The 22,274-nt window shown below is 39.7% G+C and carries 19 protein-coding genes and 1 pseudogene; 6 read left to right on the forward strand and 14 right to left on the reverse strand.

Annotated features, from left to right (window positions below; all coding sequences use genetic code 11):
* Nucleotides 1–431: 431 nt before the first annotated feature.
* Nucleotides 432–1,727: a glutamate/aspartate:proton symporter GltP gene (gene gltP, locus FTV09_RS05540; RefSeq protein ID WP_180057195.1), complete on the forward strand. Its 1,296-nt coding sequence runs from the start codon at nt 432–434 to the stop codon at nt 1,725–1,727.
* Between the two features lie 65 nt (nt 1,728–1,792).
* Here the strand turns inward: gltP and FTV09_RS05545 are convergent, their stop codons facing one another.
* From FTV09_RS05545 to FTV09_RS05570, 6 genes are all read right to left on the reverse strand, one after another.
* Nucleotides 1,793–2,233, reverse strand: coding sequence for a DUF3887 domain-containing protein (locus FTV09_RS05545; protein WP_180057197.1), 441 nt, complete (start codon nt 2,231–2,233; stop codon nt 1,793–1,795).
* 74 nt (nt 2,234–2,307) lie between these two features.
* Nucleotides 2,308–5,289 (reverse strand): DNA gyrase subunit A, encoded by a 2,982-nt coding sequence (gyrA, locus tag FTV09_RS05550; protein WP_180057199.1) that lies wholly within the window; start codon nt 5,287–5,289, stop codon nt 2,308–2,310.
* A gap of 291 nt (nt 5,290–5,580) precedes the next feature.
* Nucleotides 5,581–6,111 (reverse strand): hypothetical protein, encoded by a 531-nt coding sequence (locus FTV09_RS05555; RefSeq protein WP_306669491.1) that lies wholly within the window; start codon nt 6,109–6,111, stop codon nt 5,581–5,583.
* A 389-nt stretch (nt 6,112–6,500) separates the two neighbouring features.
* A complete protein-coding gene (locus FTV09_RS05560) occupies nt 6,501–7,433 on the reverse strand; it encodes an FAD-binding protein (RefSeq protein ID WP_180057201.1) in 933 nt (310 codons plus the stop codon).
* A gap of 18 nt (nt 7,434–7,451) precedes the next feature.
* Entirely contained in the window at nt 7,452–8,204 is a 753-nt protein-coding gene (locus FTV09_RS05565) for an electron transfer flavoprotein subunit beta/FixA family protein (protein WP_180057203.1), read from the reverse strand.
* A 493-nt stretch (nt 8,205–8,697) separates the two neighbouring features.
* Nucleotides 8,698–9,303 carry a LysE family translocator gene (locus FTV09_RS05570; RefSeq protein ID WP_180057206.1) on the reverse strand — a complete coding sequence of 202 codons (606 nt, stop codon included), beginning with the start codon at nt 9,301–9,303 and terminating at the stop codon, nt 8,698–8,700.
* A 114-nt stretch (nt 9,304–9,417) separates the two neighbouring features.
* On the opposite strand from FTV09_RS05570, the gene FTV09_RS05575 reads away from it, so the two are divergent.
* Nucleotides 9,418–9,912: an Lrp/AsnC family transcriptional regulator gene (locus FTV09_RS05575; RefSeq protein ID WP_180057208.1), complete on the forward strand. Its 495-nt coding sequence runs from the start codon at nt 9,418–9,420 to the stop codon at nt 9,910–9,912.
* Nucleotides 9,913–9,982: 70 nt separating this feature from the next.
* On the opposite strand, the gene FTV09_RS05580 is transcribed toward FTV09_RS05575, so the two are convergent.
* From FTV09_RS05580 to FTV09_RS05610, 7 genes are all read right to left on the reverse strand, one after another.
* Complete coding sequence (locus tag FTV09_RS05580; RefSeq protein WP_218949773.1) at nt 9,983–10,354, reverse strand: hypothetical protein; 372 nt, start codon at nt 10,352–10,354, stop codon at nt 9,983–9,985.
* A gap of 292 nt (nt 10,355–10,646) precedes the next feature.
* On the reverse strand, nt 10,647–11,567 hold the full coding sequence (locus FTV09_RS05585; protein WP_180057210.1) for a tyrosine recombinase XerC: 921 nt from the start codon (nt 11,565–11,567) through the stop codon (nt 10,647–10,649).
* An 87-nt stretch (nt 11,568–11,654) separates the two neighbouring features.
* Complete coding sequence (locus FTV09_RS05590; RefSeq protein WP_180057212.1) at nt 11,655–12,479, reverse strand: enhanced serine sensitivity protein SseB C-terminal domain-containing protein; 825 nt, start codon at nt 12,477–12,479, stop codon at nt 11,655–11,657.
* Between the two features lie 98 nt (nt 12,480–12,577).
* Nucleotides 12,578–13,423 (reverse strand): diaminopimelate epimerase, encoded by an 846-nt coding sequence (gene dapF, locus FTV09_RS05595; protein ID WP_067765369.1) that lies wholly within the window; start codon nt 13,421–13,423, stop codon nt 12,578–12,580.
* 12 nt (nt 13,424–13,435) lie between these two features.
* The gene (gene lysA / locus FTV09_RS05600; RefSeq protein ID WP_180057214.1) at nt 13,436–14,680 is read right to left on the reverse strand and encodes a diaminopimelate decarboxylase; all 1,245 of its coding nucleotides are present in this window, start codon (nt 14,678–14,680) and stop codon (nt 13,436–13,438) included.
* Nucleotides 14,681–14,704: 24 nt separating this feature from the next.
* On the reverse strand, nt 14,705–14,908 hold the full coding sequence (locus FTV09_RS17920) for a lipoprotein (protein ID WP_067765761.1): 204 nt from the start codon (nt 14,906–14,908) through the stop codon (nt 14,705–14,707).
* Between the two features lie 416 nt (nt 14,909–15,324).
* Nucleotides 15,325–16,728: an amino acid permease gene (locus FTV09_RS05610; protein WP_067765376.1), complete on the reverse strand. Its 1,404-nt coding sequence runs from the start codon at nt 16,726–16,728 to the stop codon at nt 15,325–15,327.
* A gap of 333 nt (nt 16,729–17,061) precedes the next feature.
* Here FTV09_RS05610 and FTV09_RS05615 point away from each other — a divergent pair, with 333 nt between their 5' ends.
* Nucleotides 17,062–18,417 (forward strand): sodium:alanine symporter family protein, encoded by a 1,356-nt coding sequence (locus tag FTV09_RS05615; protein WP_180057216.1) that lies wholly within the window; start codon nt 17,062–17,064, stop codon nt 18,415–18,417.
* Between the two features lie 255 nt (nt 18,418–18,672).
* On the opposite strand, the pseudogene FTV09_RS05620 reads toward FTV09_RS05615, so the two are convergent.
* Nucleotides 18,673–19,041: pseudogene (locus tag FTV09_RS05620) on the reverse strand (hypothetical protein); the annotation flags it as partial.
* A gap of 170 nt (nt 19,042–19,211) precedes the next feature.
* On the opposite strand from FTV09_RS05620, the gene radA reads away from it, so the two are divergent.
* From radA to FTV09_RS05635, 3 genes are all read left to right on the forward strand, one after another.
* Nucleotides 19,212–20,600, forward strand: a complete 1,389-nt coding sequence (gene radA / locus FTV09_RS05625; RefSeq protein ID WP_067765382.1) for a DNA repair protein RadA — start codon at nt 19,212–19,214, stop codon at nt 20,598–20,600.
* A gap of 116 nt (nt 20,601–20,716) precedes the next feature.
* Nucleotides 20,717–21,709, forward strand: coding sequence for a Tim44 domain-containing protein (locus FTV09_RS05630; protein WP_067765385.1), 993 nt, complete (start codon nt 20,717–20,719; stop codon nt 21,707–21,709).
* 214 nt (nt 21,710–21,923) lie between these two features.
* Nucleotides 21,924–22,274, forward strand: coding sequence for a hypothetical protein (locus FTV09_RS05635; protein ID WP_180057218.1), 351 nt, complete (start codon nt 21,924–21,926; stop codon nt 22,272–22,274).

Here is a 22,274-nt window from a genome sequence, read left to right on the forward strand (position 1 = left end):
TTTAGATGAAATCTTAAATTTATATTCGGCTTAGAAAATAAGTAATTTAGCTGATTAATTTATTGCCCAATTATAAATCAAACTACTATATAAATTCTGTTCAATGTACCAATTGCTTTATTTTTTCCTCGTTTTTTCAAAAATGAAAATCTTCAAGACTGGTTATTAATAACTCATTTTTATTATATTCATAAATAAAAGTATAAATTTAAATCGTATTTCTAAATAAAAATGATAATTTAACAACCAATCAGTTGTTCATTCATTAAAAATATTAGCTGTATTCTCATATTAGCTGCAAAATATTCAAGTATTTATTCTCCCAAATTCTTCAGAAGCTTTTGCCAAGGCTGACTTCGTCTGTCTGCAGCATTTGTTTCATGGATGACTGTGGGCTTTTTTCCTCCCAAATCTGACATAAGAGCTTATGTATGAAAAAGATTAAGGTGAGCCTTGCTTGGCAAATCGTGATTGCTCTCATTCTAGGTATACTTGTTGGTTCTTTCCTACACTATTCTCCTGAATATCGTGATGCTTTAGTTAGTAACTTTCTAACCCCACTGGGTTCGATCTTTATTAACTTGATTAAGATGATCGTTATTCCACTTGTCGTTTCGATGCTTATTTTAGGTATTGCAAACACAAGCCATGGCAGCAACTTAGGTAAATTGGGTTTCAAAACGATTATTTATTTTGAAATTATTACCACTGTTGCCATTTTAGTCGGATTGATTGCAGCCAACGTATTCCAGCCTGGTGCCGGCATTGATATGTCTGCATTGACGCAAGTCGATATTTCAAAGTATCAAGAAACAACACATGAAGTGAGCGAACACTCTCATGGTTTGATTCAAACAATACTTTCACTGATTCCATCAAACTTCTTCGCTGCATTGACCAGTGGTCAGATGCTTCCAATCATTTTCTTCTCAGTGATGTTTGGCATCGGCTTAGGCTCATTGGATCAGGAAGTAAAACAACCGTTAATCAATGTATTAACTGCTGTTTCTGAAACCATGTTCAAAGTAACGCACATGATTATGCTATTTGCACCCGTAGGTGTATTCGGTTTAATCGCGGCAACGGTTGCGAACTTTGGTTTTAGTTCACTTGTTCCATTGCTGAAACTCGCTATTCTTGTATATGGCGCAATCTTCTTCTTCATTTTCATTGTTTTAGGTGCAGTTGCTAAATTCTGTGGATTCAGCGTTTGGGCAATTATTAAAATTTTGAAAGATGAATTAATTTTGGCTTACTCGACTGCAAGCTCTGAAACCGTTTTACCACGTATCATGGAAAAAATGGAAGCTTATGGCGCACCTAAGCCAATCACAAGTTTTGTCATTCCTATTGGTTATTCATTTAACCTTGATGGTTCGACCTTATATCAAAGTATTGCAGCAATCTTTATTGCGCAACTCTACGGCATTGATTTAACTATTACACAGCAAGTCATTTTGGTATTAACCTTAATGATTACTTCTAAAGGTATTGCAGGTGTTCCTGGCGTTTCATTTGTTGTACTTTTAGCGACTTTGGGTAGTGTTGGTATTCCACTTGAAGGTCTTGCATTCATTGCAGGTATTGACCGTATTTTAGATATGGCACGTACTGTATTGAACGTGATTGGTAACGCACTTGCTGTTCTTGTGATCAGTAAATGGGAAGGCCAATTCGATACTGAAAAACAAAAAAATTATGAAGCTGAAATGAAAAAAGCAGCATAAATATTTATCTCAAAAAAGGACGCTTCGGCGTCCTTCTTTCATCTCAAAACTTTGATTTCGATTCTTTAATTTTTTGCACCAAAAACTGAAATATTAAAGTCACGAATTTTGCTACTTCCCGCCGGCTTGTCAAAACTTACATCGTACTGAACTAAGTTCTTATTGGTATAACCATATTCGTAGGTCACCGTATATAACGAAGGCTTATCCGTGGCTTTTTCAATATGCTTAGCCACAATGTTTTTACGTGAATATTCTTGATTTGGAATGCCACGTGCAAACTTACGCAATTCTTTTTCATTCTGTACAAACTTAGCTTTTAGCTCGGGCTCAAAATAAGTGTATAGCTGATCAAAATTACCAGCACGCAGCTCATCATAAGCAGCTTGTGCTACTTGGGCTTGCTCTTGGCTTGGGTCAGGAATTGTATTTAATGCCTTTTGACCAATCTGATCACACCCACTTAAAGCTAAAAGTGAAACAACTGCAAAATATTTTAGTTTCATGTTGTACTCATATCGTGTTAGCAAATTCACCGATAAAAAAGGACGCCGTAGCGCCCTCTTTTCAGATCTAGAACTTAGTCTTCTTCAGGCTCATTTAAGTCCGATTCATTTTCAGTTTGATCCATAATTGTTGAGTCATCAACTAATTGTTCAGTTTCGATCGCATCAACTTCCTCAAAAGTTTCATCTTCTTCAACTGCTTCAATCGAAACAACACCAACAAGAAGCTCTTCATTACCTAAACGGATCAGACGGACACCTTGTGCATTACGGCCAGTTTGTGCCACTTCAGATGCGCGAGTACGCACTAAAGTACCACCATCCGAAATCAACATCAGTTCTTTGGTCGAATCGATAGCTACTGCACCGACCAATTGACCATTACGTTCTGAAGTTTTGATGGCAATGACACCTTTACCACCACGCTTCTTAGTTGGGAAATCATCTACAGGGGTACGTTTACCGTAACCATTTTCAGAAGCACAAAGCACTTCACCTGTTTCTGGAACCACGACCAATGAAACAATACGGCTAATCAATGCTGAATCTGTAGCATCTTCATCATCCGAATCCACATCTGCATCTTCAACATCTTCTGACTGTGCTGCACCAATGGTTACGCGCATACCACGTACACCCTTAGCAGAACGACCCATTGAACGTACATCAGTTTCGGCAAATCGAATTGCTTTACCTTCATTTGAGAACAACATAATTTGTTGCTCGCCATCGGTAATTGCGACACCAATTAAAGTATCATCGCCATTCAATTCAATCGCACGTAAACCGTTTGAACGAACATTAGAGAATTGTTCTAGTTCAACACGTTTAATCGTACCGTATTCAGTCGCCATGAATACATAGAAGTTTTTACGAACCGCTTCAGCTTGTTGTGCGAAGTCATTGATTATTTCATCATCAAGATCAGTGGTAGAAAGTTCTAAACCAAGCTGTTTCAACTGAACTCGTAATGCATCAGACAAGTCATCTGCACCATCTTCAATTTCAGCCAATGCTGCTTCAAGCTCAACGAAATGACCATTAATCACTTCATTGCTTTGAAGTTGTTCGCTATTTGCTTTTACGAAAGCTTTAAAGTCCGCTAAACGCTCTTTAAATTTCTTCGGTGCGTCAATCACAGGTAAAATTGCTGTAATTGTTTCATTATCATCCAGTGGCAATAAGTTCACCATTGGGCGACCTTTAGCACCACGTGATGCTTGTGGCACTTCATACACTTTCAGACGGTACACTTTACCAACATTGGTAAAGCAAAGTACTGTCGCATGGTTAGACGTCACAATCAGATGCTGAATGTAATCATCTTCTTTCATGCTAGTCGCAGACTTACCACGGCCACCACGGCGCTGTGCAGCGTAATCTGACAATGGTTGAGTTTTCGCATAACCTGATTTAGAAACGGTTAACACCATTTGTTCTTCAGGAATCAAATCTTCACGAGAGAAGTCGATGCGAGATTCAACAATATCGGTACGACGCGCATCACCATATTGCTGAAGAATTAACGCTAACTCTTCACGAATCACGTTCATCAATAGGTTGAAGTCATTCAAGATTGCAGTGTATTCAGCAATTTGACCTAGAATTTCGGTATATTCAGCGTGTAATTTGTCTTGTTCAAGACCCGTTAAACGATGTAAACGCAATTCTAAGATCGCGCCCACTTGAGTTGGAGAAAGACGGTAAATATCACCATCAATACCAAACGGACGGTTTGGATCTTCACCTTCAATTTCATCAGGACGAACTGAAACAGAACCCGCTTTTTCAAGAAGTGCTGAAACGCTACCCGCTGCCCACTCACCTGCTTGTAAACGCTCACGCGCTTCAGCTGGGTTTGCAGAAGTTTTAATCGTTTCAATAATTTGGTCAATGTTAGCTAAAGCAACCGTTAAACCTTCTAAGATATGACCGCGTTCGCGTGCTTTACGCAATTCAAACATCGTACGACGTGTAACCACTTCCTGACGATGGCGGATAAATGCAGCAATAATATCTTTGAGGTTCATCAACTTTGGTTGGCCATTATCTAGACAAACCATGTTGATACTGAATGAATTTTCCAGCTGCGTATTTTGGAATAGATTATTCACAATCACTTCAGCGTTTTCACCACGCTTCAAGTCAATTGCAATACGCATACCGTCTTTATCAGATTCGTCACGAAGCTCAGAAATCCCTTCGAGTTTTTTCTCTTTGACTAACTCAGCAATACGTTCGATCGTTTTTGCTTTGTTCACCTGATAAGGAATTTCAGTAAATACAATTGTAGTACGACCCGTTTTTTGGTCTTCTTCAAAATGGTATTTACCACGAATATGTAGACGGCCTTTACCTGTACGGTAAGCATCAACAATACCTGATTTACCGTAAATGATACCGCCAGTAGGGAAATCAGGGCCTGAAATATGCTGCATCAAACCTTCGATGCTGATTTGTGGGTCATTGGCATAAGCAAGACACGCATTGATGACTTCAGTCATATTATGCGGTGCCATGTTAGTTGCCATACCAACAGCAATACCGGTTACGCCATTAATCAATAGATTAGGAATGCGTGTCGGCATGACTTGTGGGATACGCTCAGAACCGTCGTAGTTGTCTTCCCACTCTACTGTATCTTTTTCAAGATCTGCCAGTAACTCATGAGTGAGTTTGCGCATACGTACTTCGGTATAACGCATTGCTGCTGCACTATCACCATCGACCGAACCGAAGTTACCCTGACCATCGACCAATTGATAACGTAAACTGAAATCTTGCGCCATACGAACAATTGTTTCGTATACAGCATAGTCACCATGAGGGTGATATTTACCGATCACATCACCGACTACACGGGCAGACTTTTTGTAAGCTTTGTTGTAGTCATTGCCCAATTCGTGCATTGCAAAAAGCACACGACGATGAACTGGCTTAAGACCATCTCGGACATCTGGCAATGCACGTGACACAATCACGCTCATTGCATAATCGAGATATGAGCTTTTCAGTTCATCCTCAATGGCAATCGGTCTAATTTCCGATACGCTCATGCATACTCCTTGTTATACAAGCAGAATTCTGCCCGCATTTATATACCGTAAAATCTGTAAAAATCGGTTCAAAAAACACCGAACCAATATTAAAAATTAAGTCAGACAGTATAGCATAAAAACCCTTCTTTTTGTGCTAAACATCTTTCACTATAACCATGATTTTTTGTATTTATTTTAACCAAAACTGTGATTCAGACCTACAAAAAAGCCTCTGTTTATAGAGGCTTTTTTAAGACATATAAATTTCAGATTGAATGATCAAAATTCAGCAATTAAATGTGATAAAAATCACTCATTTTGATATTGAAGCTCATCTGCTGTGACATCTACACGGTCTTGTAACATCATTGGATAAGACAACAAAAATAATCCAATGATCAATGGGAATTCATAAACTTCTTCAATTAAGTCTTTATAGGCAACATCATGCAAAAATACAAATGACAAGACACGACTATGTTCAACTGTATCTGACACAAACAGCCCAAATAACACCAATATCAAAGCCCACACAGGTAAAGACATGGTCTTTAGCTTATGCGCTATTTCATGACGCAAATGTGGCGAAAACAACATGAAGACCACTGGTGCAATCAAGAATATTGAAATCATACGAAAATAAGGCTTTGGCACATCTGGAAAATAGTCACGCCCCCAACTTATGCTCCGCCCAAATAGTAAAATCCACCATGCAACGGCCCAAAGCCAAAATTGCTTTTTGCCATCTTCCATTTCGAGTGGACGCAGATAAAAGAAACTAAACACACCAAAGAAAAGCAATGGAAGTGCTTGGACCGACTCAACTGCTGTGACAGTCATTCCATCAAATAAAGGGAAAGAAATACTTTGCAAAAAAGGAAAAAAGTAGACAGCAGATCATCAGCACCAATGCACTTACTGGTAACTGAAAATCAAATTTCAAAAGGAGACTCCGCCAAAAGGCAAGATGAATAAAAATACAATAGTAACATTAAATATACAATTCATTAAGATTCATTTAAGTTTTTGAAGAATTACTCACAATCAAAATCAGTTAAGACACTGTGTAATAAAAGTTGTTTTAATTAATAAATTTTAATTTTTATATACTGATATTTTTCTTCATTCAAACTGAAATCAGTTTTTAAATTCCCTCTTAAAATTAAACCAAATAAAAAGCGCCCTTTGGCAAATATACCAAAGGGCGCTTTTAGAACGACGTTGTTAAATTAGATTTTAGAAACTAATTCAGGCACAACAGTGTTCAAATCACCTACTAACCAGTAGTCAGCTACTGAGTTGATTGGTGCTTCTTCATCTTTGTTAATCGCTACGATCACTTTAGACTCTTTCATACCGGCCAAATGCTGAATCGCACCTGAGATCCCTACAGCGATATAAAGTTCTGGCGCAACGATTTTACCCGTTTGACCTACTTGCATATCGTTCGGTACGAAGCCAGCATCTACTGCTGCACGTGATGCACCTTGTGCTGCACCAAGTTTGTCAGCTAGTGGATCAAGTACAGTGTGGTAGTTTTCGCCTGAACCAACACCGCGGCCGCCAGATACAACAATACGAGCAGCTGTTAATTCTGGACGTTCAGATTTCACGATTTCTTCAGAAATAAACTTAGAAATACCCGCATCACCTGTAGAAGCAGCAGCTTCAACCGCTGCAGAACCGCCTTCTGCAGCAACAGCATCAAATGCAGTACCACGAACAGTTGCAACAACAACTGATTCGCCTGATTCTACAGTTGCAATCGCATTACCTGCATAGATCGGACGTTTGAAAGTTTTAGGACCTTCAACAGCAATGATGTCAGTGATCATGCTTACATCTAAAAGTGCAGCCGCACGTGGAAGCACGTTTTTGCCAGTTGTTGTAGACGCAGCAAGAATATGTGAATAACCAGAACCTATAGACGCAACTAGTTTAGCTACGTTTTCAGCCAATTGGTTTGCATAAGCAGCGTCGTCAGCAAGTAATACTTTGCTCACACCCGCAACTTTAGCTGCTTGATCAGCAACTGCTTGCGCACCTGAACCAGCAACTAATACAGTGATATCACCACCGATTTTTTGCGCTGCAGCAACAACGTTTAAAGTTGCACCGTTTAGTGCTTTGTTGTCGTGCTCAGCGATAACTAAAATACTCATGATTTTTATCCTTCTGTATTAGATCACTTTCGCTTCGTTTTTCAATTTGTCTACAAGTTCGTCTACAGACTTCACTTGTACACCAGCTTTACGTTCTGCAGGAGCTTCAACTTTAACTGTTTTAAGTTTAGTTGCAGGAGAAACACCAAAATCAGCAGGCGACTTAGTATCAAGCGGTTTTTTACGCGCTTTCATGATGTTTGGAAGAGCTGCATAACGTGGCTCATTCAAACGTAAGTCAGTTGTGATGATTGCAGGAAGCGCTAGTTCAACAGTTTGTAAACCACCGTCAACTTCACGAGTTACTTGTACTTTGTCGCCTTCAACTTTAACTTCTGAAGCGAATGTACCTTGGCCTGCACCTAGAAGTGCACCAAGCATCTGACCAACTTGGTTAGAGTCATCATCAATTGCTTGTTTACCAAGAAGGATTAATTGTGGCTGTTCAGCATCAACAACACCTTTTAGGATTTTCGCAACTTCAAGCGCGCCTAATTGGCTGTCGTCAGCTTCAACAAGGATACCGCGGTCAGCACCAAGAGCCATAGAAGAACGGATTTGTTCTTGAGCTTCTTTAGGACCAATAGAAACAACAACGATTTCTGAAACAGTTCCTTTTTCTTTTAAGCGAACCGCTTCTTCCACTGCGATTTCACAGAATGGGTTAATTGACATTTTAACGTTAGTAAGGTCAACCCCACTATTGTCCGGCTTAACGCGAACTTTAACGTTGGCATCAACCACACGTTTTACAGCAACAAGAGCCTTCATGTAATCCTCGGCTGTTTTAGCAAAAGTAAATGTTGAGAAAAGTTATTTTAAACTCTTCACTTTGAATTTTTTAGGTGCCCTATCTTGCTATGTGGACGGCATTTCGGTCAAGTCACAATTATCGAAAGACCTGTAAAAAAGCGTAATTTCCTTGAACTTATCGTTCACATTTTTTAAATAATACATTACTGATCTGAAATCGCTCGGGATTTAGTTACTTTTTAGCCTTTGATTTTTATTATTTTTTTACTTGATTTGGTTCATCAATAGTTCTGATTTAATATTATTTTTCGATCAATCTTTCTGAAATAGAGCATTCTATCTACACATTCAGCAACATATCAGAACGTGTCATTTAAGACAGAAGCTTACAATTTTCCAAATATTAAGCCAAATTCGTAAATAACGAGCAGTTCTCAATTTCAAAAACCTAGTGAATGAAGCAAGTAAAAATGAAAAAACCTCCACATGTAGGAGGTTTTTTTCTTCTTCATTAGTTCGCAATTAACCAAGAAGCAGCCAGTGCGAGTAAACCACCAGATGTTCCATCAATCCATTTTTGCTTACGTTCATCAATCTGCGTCTTTTGTGTAATATGTGCAAAGATCACACTCAAACTGCAATACACGATAAAAATTAAGCCAATAAATATCAGTGAAAGGATCAAGCCTTGGCTCACGGTATTACCAGTTTTATCGATAAACTGCGGTAAGATTGCGAAATAAATCAACATACCCTTGGGGTTTAAAAGCGCCGTAAAAAAGCCCTTTTTCACAGGATTTGAAGCTAATTTTTTCTCAATACTTAGTTTTTTATGAGTAAATACCGACCGCAACAAATGTGCTGATAAATATAAAAGGTAAGCGATCCCCAACCAGCGAATCGTTTCAAATAACACAGGAAACGAAACAATAATCGCTGCAATCCCTAATGCTACCAAAATCGAGTGCACCAAATAACCACTACATACACCTAGGGTTGCCATCATGCCCGCTTTTGCATCCTTACCCATCACTTGTGACAGGATAAACAGCATATCGGGTCCTGGTGTGAAAATAAGGGGGATTACCGTTAAGGCAAACAATGCAAATACAGACATTTCAACTTTTCCCTTTCGATGTCGTGAAAGTGGAATAAGTATGTTTGAAACTATATAAAATAGGATTTCAAATATTCTATAATATGTATTATTTTTCAAATTATATTCTAATTTATGAAGCTTTCTTCTAAGTCTATTTCAGTAAAGCTAGATCGAATCGATAAAAGTATCATTCGTGAGCTACAAAATAATGGCCGAATCCAAAATAATGATCTTGCCAAGGAAATAGGCTTGTCACCATCTTCATGTTTACGTCGAGTTAAAATCTTAGAAGACGCAGGTGTTATTCAAAATTACACGACTGTTGTCGACCCACAAAAAATTGGTTTTCAACTCATTTTGTTTTCACGTATTTGGTTAGTTGGTCAAGATGCTGAAACCATCGATACCTTTATTGAAGCCATGAAAGAATTACCACAAGTGATGGAGTGCTACATTATTTTAGGTGAATGTGATGCTATGCTAAAAGTCGTGGTACCAGACCTAGAAAGTTATCGTAAGTTTCAATCCACCCATTTAACCAAAAAGAACGGCATCACCAGTGTCAAAACCGATTTACCGAGTCAAATTATTAAACAGAGTTTCCAGTTACCTTTAGAAGATTTGTGAAGTTCATTTACACGTATATAAAAATATAAAGGCACCGATCCGGTGCCTTTTCAGTCAGTATTCACAGTAATTAAGCAGTTTGGCTCTCTAAAAAATCACGATGTACATGGCTTAAGTCAATGAGCTCATATTTTTGTAAATCAAAAATGCGCCAAACTGTCATTGCATCTTCTTTACTATCAACCATTTCAGTTGCTTTGGTACTGAGTTGCCACTGCTTGTCTGAAATCCAAATATAATGCTGACCCGTTGCTGAATCATATGCCTGCACTTTCCCGTCAGCATTAATTCCTTGTACCTGTGCCCCCGCAGGCATGACTGCTTCCATATCTGGTAAGTTAATTTCAACAAAGTGCTTAATCTGGCGTAAACCATAGCCCGCAAAAATTTCTTTTTGCTTTGCACTTAACTGGTCATATTTTTCTTGAATATCTGCAATCATGTTATGGCCTATATATTTTGAACAATACAGCGTGACTAAAATGCCGAGTCAAACGGACTAATTTCATTACGACTAGATAATGGACAATTTTTATACCTGATAATTTGAATTTTTATAATGCGACAATAGTTCAAAATATCAGTCAATTTTACCAATATTCTTGTCTAAGCTTATTTAAATTTCATGAAAGTGACTTAAATCGTACATTTCAGTGACTCCCAACTCGTTAAACCACTCTAAATATGTAGCAAAGATCAAACCACATTAAAGTGCAATGTTTTTAAATTTGTTACTATTCTTTATGCTGCGCGCGTGGGTGTGCTTGATCATACACTTGTGCGAGTCGATCAAAATCCACATGCGTATAAATTTGTGTCGTGGTTAAATTACTATGTCCCAGCATTTCCTGCACAGCTCTTAAGTCCCCACTATTAGACAACATATGACTGGCAAAACAATGACGCAATAAATGCGGATGTAAATCTACATTTACCCCTGCGCGCTGTGCTTGAAATTTAACTCGATTTTCAATTTGACGCACGCCGAGTGGTTGCCCTTTTTGGGTAATAAACACTTGAGCTTCTGGCACAAAATCACCATGCCATGCAGGGTATAATTGTAGCCAATGCATCACCGCTTCTTTTGCTTTTGAGCCAAAAGGCACAATGCGGGTTTTATTCCCTTTACCTGTAATACGTAATAATTGACGATTAAAATCGATATCGCGAATGGTAAGCCCCTGCACTTCAGCTAAACGTAGTCCACTTGAATACAATAGCTCTAAAATGGCTTTGTCTCGAATCCACAGTTGTCGTTGAGTTTCCGTTTCGGGCTCAGGCTGTTCCATGATTTGTTGAATCGTTTCAATATCTACCAAACCAGGTAAAGGACGTGATTGACGTTTTAATTGAAAATCATCTGCAGGATTAAATGCCAAATATTGTCCTTGTTCAGCCCATTTCATAAATTGTCGTATAGAAGACAACATCCGCTGCAAACTACTCGGACTCAACTGAAACTTTTCAACTTTATAAGCAACAAACTCACGCAAGTCTGTTTTTTCAACATCACTCAGCTGAATATTTCTTGAGACACAGAAATGCATAAAATCCTGAACATCTCGTTCATATGCTTGCAGTGTATGCTTCGACTGATTCTGAATCTCACGTTGCTTTAACCACATTTCAATTAGTTGAGCATTATCTACCGTCATTTGCGATCTCCAATACTCAACTTGAATTGCTGTCTCATCAAAATATTCTACGGCCTGATTTGGTTCTTCATTGAGGAAGATTGTACGCTATGAAAATAGTCTTGCAAAAAAACCTTTTTTCTTGCCCTGTGCTCGCACATAAAAAGGTTCAGTTTCATCTCTTAAATATGCAACGACGCCCTCTTGATCATCATCCAGCATGTGAATCAAATCAACTAAGCCTTGTTCTTGCATACTGTCATAAGCAACGCGACTAATTTTACTATGTAAGTCTTGCACATGTTCTTTCGATAAACCTTCATTCAACTCAAGTCCAATCAATAAACTTGGCTCTTCATCTCTACGCTGATTAAACATTTGTGCCAAATATGCAGCTTTCACATCAGTTTCTGTCGCAAAAAGTATCGTTAATTGTTCGACCATAAATGTTGGATAATCTGCCGGTTGACCGATCAGGACTTCGGTATCTTCTTCAATCAGGTAATTCTCTGGTGAGGTTCCAAATTCTCCTTTAAGTAAGTAGTCAATTTCATCTGGAATAAAATCTTTGCTCGCATCAGGTGATTGTGGATTAAGTACCAAACGAGAACCAAAAGTCATTTCAAATAAAGTTTTTGCCGGTAAACAAATAAATGATTCTTCCTCTGAAATCGCTAAACGCATTTTTTCTAATGACGTAAAAAATGGAAGCACACTGGTATATTCGTCATCATCCCAACTTTTGAGTTGGATATTTGAACCAGTAGATAAATGACGCTCTTGTATGTCTATGGCGGTATCATTTCGATCTGTATGTCCAACACAATACACATTCGCAGCCAAAAGTTGCTGCAAAAATTCAGGCCGATAAGCAGGTTCATGTACAGCCTTCGCAAATAGACTTTCTAATATTTCTTCTTTTATTGTATCCATGGTCAGTCCTATTTTTTGATTGTATTTTTGAATTATTTTTATTGCTGATGTATCAAATACCGCTATAAAAAAGCCCTGAATAAATCAGGGCTTTCATTTTAACCTTGGAAGTAACTTAAGTCTAAGCGTCCTTCGTAAACGGTTGCGGTTGGACCAGTCATCCAGACCACCTCACCTTCTTTCCATTCAATTTGCAATTTACCACCAGCCAATTCAATTTCCACTGAATTTGCCAATAAACCACGACGCATACCAGACACAGCTGCGGCACAAGCGCCTGTACCACATGCTAGTGTTTCACCTACACCACGTTCAAACACACGTAAACGTGCTTGCTTTTCGTTGATGATTTGCATAAAACCAGCATTCACACGTTGTGGGAAACGCTCATGTGATTCAACTTGTGGCCCAATCATCGCAACATCAGCGGTAATCACATCAGGGACTATCGTCACAGCATGAGGATTACCCATATTCACGACATCAATAGTCAATTGCTGATTATTTTCCAGTGCAATGTCATACAAGTTTTCAGGCTCGTCTGCCAAAAATGGAATTTCGTGCGGTAAGAATTTTGGATAGCCCATATTCACACGCACCCAACCATTTGCACCCAATTCAGGCTCTACAATTCCTGATTTGGTTTGCACTTTAATTTTGGATTTTGTGGTTAACTGACGTTCATGGACAAAACGCGCAAAACAGCGTACGCCATTGCCACATTGTTCTACTTCAGAGCCATCAGCATTAAAAATGCGATATTTAAAATCAACATTAGGTAAATCGGGTGGTTCTACAATTAAAAGTTGATCGAAACCAATACCAAAATGACGATCTGCTAAACGTTGGATGGTCACTGTGTCGAGGTATGCACGTTGGCTGATTAAATCAACCACCATGAAATCATTGCCCAGGCCATGCATTTTCGTAAATTCTAATAACATCTGATTTACTCCTTATGGCAACAGGCTTTCACGTTCCCAAAGCGACTCAATCGTTTCACGTTCACGAATTAAGTGTGCTTGGTCAGCATCTACCATCACTTCTGCCGCACGACCACGACTGTTATAGTTAGAGCTCATGACAAAACCGTATGCACCAGCACCCAATACTGCCAGTACATCATTTTCTTTCAGTGCAAGCTCTCGCTCTTTCCCTAAGAAATCACCTGTTTCACAGATTGCACCAACAACATCCCATTGTTGTTTTTCAACATCGTTACGTGGAGTTACTTCTTGAATGTCCATCCATGCTTCATACAATGCAGGGCGAATTAAATCATTCATTGCTGCATCAATAATGGCAAAGTTACGGTGATTAGTTGGTTTAAGTAAATCAACTTTAGTCAACAACACACCTGCATTAGCAGAAATGCTACGACCCGGCTCCATATACACTTTGAGTCCCAATTTTTCTAAAGCTGGGCGCATCGCGTTGGCATATTCTTCAACTGTAGGCGGAACTTCATCTTTATAAGTCACACCCAAACCACCACCAATGTCGATATGCTTCAACTCAATGCCTAATTCTTTGAGTTTATTGATCATCACAATGACACGATCAAGCGCATCTACAAAAGGCTGTGTTTCGGTCAACTGCGAACCGATGTGACAATCAATACCGACTATTTCAAGATTCGGCAAAGATGCAGCATATTGATAAGTTTCAAATACTGAATCTGAAGGAATACCAAATTTATTTTCTTTCAAGCCAGTTGAAATATATGGATGCGTTTTAGCATCAACATCTGGGTTTACACGTAATGAAATCGGTGCTTTTTTACCTAATCCTGCCGCAACTTTTTGGATACGATCCAGTTCAGCATAAGATTCAACGTTGAAGCAAGCAATGCCAACTTCTAATGCTTTTTGAATATCTGCTTCAGTTTTGCCCAAGCCAGAGAATACGATTTTTGACGCATCGCCGCCCGCTTTTAATACTCGCGCTAATTCTCCGCCAGTTACAATATCAAAACCAGCACCCTGCTTGGCAAGCACGTTTAACACCGCAATATTTGAGTTAGACTTTACCGCAAAACAAATTTGATGATCGATAAAGCTAAATGCACGATCCATATCTAAATAATGCTTTTCAAAAGTCGCTTTTGAATAAACATATAGTGGTGTGCCGTATTGCTGCGCAAGTTGTTGTAATGAACATTGCTCTGCATGCAATACCCCATTAATACGGGTGAAACTCATGGAGGTATCCTTTCTCAAAAAGCATTAAGGTGTTGGGTTTGAATTAGACGCTTCAGCAGGTGCAGTTGTCGTTTCCTTATCCTGCTTTTGCTGTGCAGGCGTATCTGGATAAATCAGATATTTTGCTCGTTTATCTGCATTGCCATCAGAAGGCAAATGTAATGCACCAGACTGTCCACATGCAGTCAGTAAAACACTGCTGATCAGCACGATCATTTTATAATTCATAAAGCGATACATATTCGTACCTAATGAAAAGATTTTTCCGAGTATAACGTGATCAACACGCGGATAAAAGAAAAGCCCTGTAATTCCTAGATGGCTTATTTGCGCCCTGCACTAATTTTAAGCATTTTTGTATTTTTATCGCTCATCTCAAAAAATCTATCTTGCAATAGTGCCTTAAAAACATTGATTTTACTGACATCGCTTATCAATTTGTAAACTATTCATAGTCCGATAAATGTTCTCTAAAACCAATCCATGTCAGCTGTTTTTATCCATCAAACATTAAATTGGTGGTAAGGATTCAACCCATAAAGATCACATTGGGTCATGTAAAAAATCAGCCTTGTAGTGAAAAATTCGCATTAAAAAACTGCTCCCAAAGGAGCAGTTTTTCATTACATCAGTATTATTTAGACTTATTTATGCTTCGGCTTATAGAAACAAAAATAACCAATCAATAAGACGACAAACCAAATTGGGCTGACCATTAATGCTTTCATGGTATCCGCTTCAAGGGATAGCACGTAAATCATACCAATAAAGAAGATAATCACGATCCAACACGTAAACAAACCGCCAGGAAGTTTAAATGTTGATTTGGCATGTAATTCTGGGCGTGTTTTATAGTAAACGATATAGCTCCAGATAATCATGAGCCACACACAGATAAATAAAATCGTTGAAAGTGTGGTTGCCAAAGTAAATGCTTCAACCGTGTTAGGTACAAAGTACTGTAATGCAGCACCAAGTAGTAAACACACTGCTGAGAAATACAACGCATTTGCTGGAACAGCACGTTTATTTAAGTGACCAAACGCTTTCGGGCCTTGCTCTTCACGAGACAAACCAAACAACATACGCGATGTAGAAAACACACCACTATTCATTGATGACATTACTGAAGATAACACCACCAAATTCATAATGATGGCTGCAGCAGCAATACCCGCTTGGCTAAACAAATTCACGAAAGGAGAAATGCTTGGATCAATCTTATTCCAAGGCGTTACTGACATTACAATTACCAGTGCAAGCACATAGAAAATAATGATACGAATTGGAATCGAGTTCACTGCTTTAGGCAAGTTATGCTCTGGGTCTTTGGTTTCAGCAGCAGTTGTACCCACCAATTCCACCCCAACAAAGGCGAAAATAGCAATTTGGAAGCCAGCCAAGAAGCCTGTTACCCCTGTTGGGAAGATCCCGCCATGCGACCATAAATGATTAAATGATGCAACATCACCCGCAGTAGATGTAAAGCCTGTGAAGATCATCCACAAACCAACACCAATCAATACCACAATCGCAATGATCTTAATTAAGGCAAACCAGAACTCAAGCTCACCAAAGAGTTTCACAGTAACGAGGTTCAAGCCCATGATAAAGACAATGGCGGCGATACTGATCATCACCCCTTCTTCTGGTGAGAACGGGTTTCCTCCATTAAAAAACTGTAAGTAATAAATAATGGCTGATAAATCTGCGATACCAATCGTGATCCAACATAACCAATAGGTCCACCCCACGAAATAACCTGCCCAAGGGCCAATTAAATCGGTCGCAAAATCGATAAATGATTTATACGCAAGGTTTGATAGTAATAACTCGCCCAATGCACGCATGACGAGAAAAACCATGAAACCAATAATCATGTAAATAATTAAAATGGAAGGGCCAGCTAAACTGATGGTCTTTCCTGACCCCATAAATAAACCTGTACCAATCGCACCACCAATTGCAATTAATTGTAGGTGTCGGTTGGACAAGCTTCGTTTCAAATCACCACTTGTTTCTGGCGATCCATGAATTTCGTTAGACATATTGTTAATTCAACTTCGCGTTCCATTGGCGACAAATTAACGTAAAAAATTAAGAAAATACAAAATTATTTATCACCATCTATATTTTCGAATTAATTTACAAAGTTAATTTATTTTTCTTATATATAAAAAACAGCCGTAAAACCGTATATTCACTTGATCAATAAAACAACATTTTGCTTGTAAAAAGCTAAATTTCATGTAAAAAATATTTCTCAAACGATAAAAACATGCTCGATAAATCATGGAAGTTTCAAACAATGGCATGTCAATTGCTTCTTTTTACTGAAACGAAGCATTCATTCACTCAGGGCTAATAAGAAGAAAGATACTATGGAAAATTTACATAAAATCATGGAGACACTTAGTGGTTGGGTCTGGGGCCCATACATGTTGGTGCTCATTGTAGGCACAGGTGTCTTCCTTACCTTCCGTTTATTATTTTGGCAGTTCCGTATGTTGCCTTTGGCCTTTAAACAGGTTTTTGGAAAACATGAACATGCGAAATCACACGATGGCGATATTTCGCATTTCGCATCCCTTATGACCGCTCTTTCAGCCACCATTGGTACTGGTAACATTGCAGGTGTTGCAACAGCCTGTGTACTCGGTGGCCCGGGCGCCGTATTTTGGATGTGGATGACTGCATTATTTGGTATGGCCACCAAATATGGTGAAGGTGTGCTCGCAGTCAAATACCGTGTTAAAAACGAAAAAGGTGAGATGAACGGTGGCCCGATGTATTACATCGAACGCGGTTTAAAGTGGAAATGGCTGGCGCTGATCTTTGCATTCTTTGGCGCTGTCGCATCTTTCGGAATTGGTAGTTCAGTACAATCCAACACTGTTGCACTCGCGGTAGAAAATGGTTTCGGTCTGGAAACCTGGGTTACAGGTATCGTGATTACTGCATTTTCGGCACTAGTGATTCTGGGCGGGATTAAGTGGATTTCTAGGGCGGCCTCTTTCATCGTTCCAATTATGGCGATTGGTTATGTGGCGGGCGGTCTGATCATTATTTTCACCCATCTCGATTTAGTGGGCCCTGCACTGAAAATGATTTTCACCTATGCCTTTACTGGTGAAGCTGCTGTAGGTGGTGCGATTGGTGCGGCGATTCGTTATGGTGTCGCGCGTGGTGTCTTCTCGAATGAAGCTGGTATGGGTTCGGCACCGATTGCCGCTGCTGCTGCAAAAACCGATCATCCTGCACGTCAAGGTCTGGTGTCCATGACCGGAACTTTTATTGACACAATTATTGTCTGTTCGATTACGGGTATTGTCCTGGTAATGGGCTTCATCATGGCCGGCAGTGATTTTGGTGGACAAACCGGTGCTGTTCTGACCGTTTCTACATTTAACAAACTGCTGCCAGGTGTCGGTGGCTGGATCGTGACCTTCGGTATTATCTTCTTCGCCTATTCTACCATTTTGGGCTGGAGCTACTACGGCGAAAAATGCTGTACCTATCTCTTAGGTGAAAAGTCCGTACTATTTTATCGTCTTATTTACATTGCATCGGTGTTCGTAGGCTGTGTGGCAACACTCGATTTAGTTTGGTTATTCGCAGACACTTTTAATGGTTTAATGGCGGTACCGAACTTAATTGCCTTACTGCTTCTTTCAGGTGTCATCGCGAAAGAATCGAAAGACTTTATTGCACGTCGAAAGTCGGGCGAACTGTATTAATTTTTTAATAAAAAAGCCACGGATATCGTGGCTTTTTTTATTTATATACCGTTTAGTTATTTATTGAATTGTCCCAATAGGCCCATCATCAAGTTGATCATCCGCATCATCATTTGGTTTTTTTAAGCTTCTCTTGCTTAAATCTTCTGGTCGTGAATCTATATTTTCAACAAAGCCTTCACCAAATTGATCACCAAACTCGTCTTCGTCATATTCCATTTCAAAGCCTTCGTCATCAAATTCATCATTTGCACGATCCGCTTCAATTTCTAAAGCGAGCTCCAAAGAGAGTGAATAGAACAACACACCATCAATTTTCATATTGCCTTGTTCATCTTCAAGATATTCACTCAAAGTACGAAACGCGGGATTATTCACATCAAATGGAACATCCACATAAATATCCCCACTATAGCTGACGAGCAAAGCCTCACCTGCAAGCCCCATACAAGGAAAATATTCAATATTTTGTAAATCTAACCATTCAAATAACGCATTACGTGCATGGTTATTTTCCTGATGTTCATGATCATATTCTTCAAAATGTACAAACAGCACATCACGATTTTTTTCACGTGCAATCTCATCAATGTGTTTCCCTAAAAGTGGCATGCGTTGTTCCATTTCATTTAGAAGGTTTTAGCATTATAAACGTTGCACTTGATGAATGTATAAGTCTCTGCAATTAAACGTCGTGACTTGTCGTGAAAGCATTTTTTTCAAGTTAAGGTCTTGGTTTTTTTGTGCATTCACCGCTATGCTGTGACTCAATTTGAGTTGATGTATGTATTCCTATGGCTAAAGCAAAAAGTGTCTATCGTTGCGAACAATGTGGTGCCGACCATACAAAATGGGCCGGTCAATGTTCTGAATGTGGTGAATGGAATTCACTAAACGAAGTCAGTATTGCTCCTGTGGTAACTCATCGTGCCCAACCGAAAATGGGTGGCGGCTATGCTGGCCAAGCGGCAGCAGTCACTACGTTAAATCAAGTGTCTGTTTCAACAGAATCACGCTTAGCTACAGGTATAGGTGAGTTTGACCGCGTACTTGGTGGCGGTTTAGTCACAGGCTCCGTAGTTTTAATTGGCGGTGACCCTGGTATTGGTAAGTCGACTATTTTATTACAAACCGCTACGCATATGGCTGCAAGCAAAAGTTCAGCCTTATATGTCACTGGTGAGGAATCACTTTCTCAAGTTGCATTACGTGCTCAACGACTCGACCTGCCCACAGATCAACTTAAAGTCATGGCAGAAACATGCGTTGAGCGGATTTGTGAAATTTTAGCCCAAGAACGCCCTGCTGTTGCGATCTTAGACTCTATTCAAACCCTGTATACCGAAACGTTGCAATCAGCACCTGGTGGCGTTTCTCAAATCCGTGAATCTGCTGCATTACTGACACGTTTTGCGAAGAATAGCGGGACGTCACTCTTTATTGTCGGCCATGTAACTAAAGAAGGTTCTTTAGCTGGCCCAAGGGTACTCGAGCACATGGTCGATTGTGTTCTGTATTTTGAAGGCCAGTCCGATTCTCGCTTCCGTATGATTCGGGCAGTTAAAAACCGTTTTGGTGCAGTCAATGAACTGGGCGTATTTGGCATGACCGATAAAGGTCTACGTGAAGTTTCAAATCCTTCGGCCATTTTCCTCAGTCGTTATGACGAAGCGATTCCCGGCTCAATTGTAATGATCAGTCGTGAAGGCACCCGCCCACTGTTGGTCGAAGTTCAGGCTTTGGTCGATGATGCTCATGGACAACCACGCCGTGTCGCCTTAGGTCTTGAGCAGAACCGTTTGAATATGCTGTTGGCAGTGATGCATCGTCATGGAGGCGTACAAACCGCTGGACAAGATGTATATGTCAATGTGGTTGGTGGTCTTAAAATTACTGAAACGGGTTCTGACCTTGCTGTCCTACTGGCTTGTGCCTCTAGCTTACGGGGTAAAGCCTTACCTCAGCATCTCGCAGTTTTTGGTGAAGTTGGTTTATCTGGTGAAATTCGCCCCGTACCCAATGGCCAAGAGCGGTTGAAAGAAGCCATCAAACACGGTTTTAAATATATTATTTTACCGCGTGGCAATGCCCCCCAGAAACCAATTCCGGGTGTACAAATTATTTCGGTCGCTCGTTTACATGAAGCCCTAAGTCAGGCCATGACCTTGTGTGATGAGACTTAGGTTTATTTTTGATTTATTTTGATGATTTTTCCAAGTTTTTACGCATGTTCTATTGAAATTAATGCCAAATGACTGCATAAATACAGGGCAATTCAAACTTTATATAGGAAAATTTGATGGAAGTTCGACAGCGTGGTTTGATGACTGCTCTTTTAACAGCAGCCCTTTTGGTAGCTCCAATTGCAGAAGCTAAGCGTGCCGGTGGCGGTAAAAGCCATGGTATGAGCCGTCAGGCAGCTCCTGCTCAGTCTTATCAACAACCTCGTCAATCTGCTCCAGCTCAACAACCTGTTGCTCCTGCAACAGCACCTGCTAAATCTGGTTCAAATGTTGGCGGTATGGTTGCTGCCGGTGTTGCTGGTGCGGCAATTGGTGCTGTAGCTGCAAACGCTCTTGCTGATGACAACAACGGTCAAGCAGCATCTGAAGCGCAAGCTCAACAACAGGAAGAAAAAGGCGGTATTCCAAGTTGGATTTGGATCTTACTTGCAGCTGCAGCAGCCTTCTTCATTTTCCGTAAGATGGGCGCAAAAAAAAAACTAGCCGCTAATTCAAACCCGTATGCGCCTAACAGCGGTGCGAATAACGCACCGTTTGGCCAGCAAAATGCTGTTCCACGTGCAGGTAACGATAGCACTAATATTTTTGGTCAATCTGTAGGTGGTTCAACTGCGTCAAATGCACCGCAAACCAATGCTCCTTTTGCTGGTGGTGCGTATACGAATTCGGGTAATCAATTACCGGATGGTACTGAACCTGCAACATTCTTACGTGTAGCTCGTCAGCGCTTTAACCACATTCAATCAATGAATACAGCAAGTAATATTGCTGAAATTCAACGCTACTTAACTCCAGACCTTTACCAGTCGATGTATAACGACATCATGGCAAATAAAGATGAAGACGTAGCTGAGTTTTCAAACTTAAATGCTATGGTTGCAGATTCTGCGACAGAAAATGGTCAATATGTTGTTAGCGTTCGCTTTACAGGTACTGTAAGCGAAGACTTAAACAGCCTTCCACAACCTTTCGCAGAAGTTTGGCATTTTGTTAAACCTGCTGGTTCAAATGAAGACTGGAAAGTTGCAGGTATTCAGCAAGAGCAATAATTTTAGGTTTTAACCTATGAAGAAGTAGCGGCTTAGGCCGCTATTTTTTTGCCTATTTTTTAAGACAATTCCCTCTTTTCATGTTGAGTAGCTTCTTCAACATTTTCTAAAATATTGAATAAAATAAAAATATACATCCTACAAGTATTCTAATAATTAATAATAATTGTTATCATTTAGATTAACTTTCATAAATTTCCTTGTAATTTAGACGATGATAAATAGCTCACCGCCTGAAGCTGTTGTGACGCAAGTTACAAATTCTGCACCTTCAAAAATCAAATCCGCACCCTCCCTCCTCGTCTATCGCTTGATGATTTTCTATCGCTTAGCCTTAGCCATGATTGGTGGTTATGTATTGGCCATGCTGTCAGCAATCGTCATCGCAGATTATTTTCAAGAAGACCGCGGCAGTGCTGCCATGAGCGCCACTCTAATCGCTTTTTTACTGTGGGCATGTGCATTTATTTGGGTATTTATGGTGAATAAAACCAGCAAAGCTACATTAGGCATTGTTATTCCAACGCTGTGCTTGTACATCATTTATAAAATGCTAGGAAGTTGA

Source organism: Acinetobacter sp. YH12227, assembly GCF_013417785.1.
Classification (GTDB): Bacteria; Pseudomonadota; Gammaproteobacteria; order Pseudomonadales; family Moraxellaceae; genus Acinetobacter; species Acinetobacter gandensis.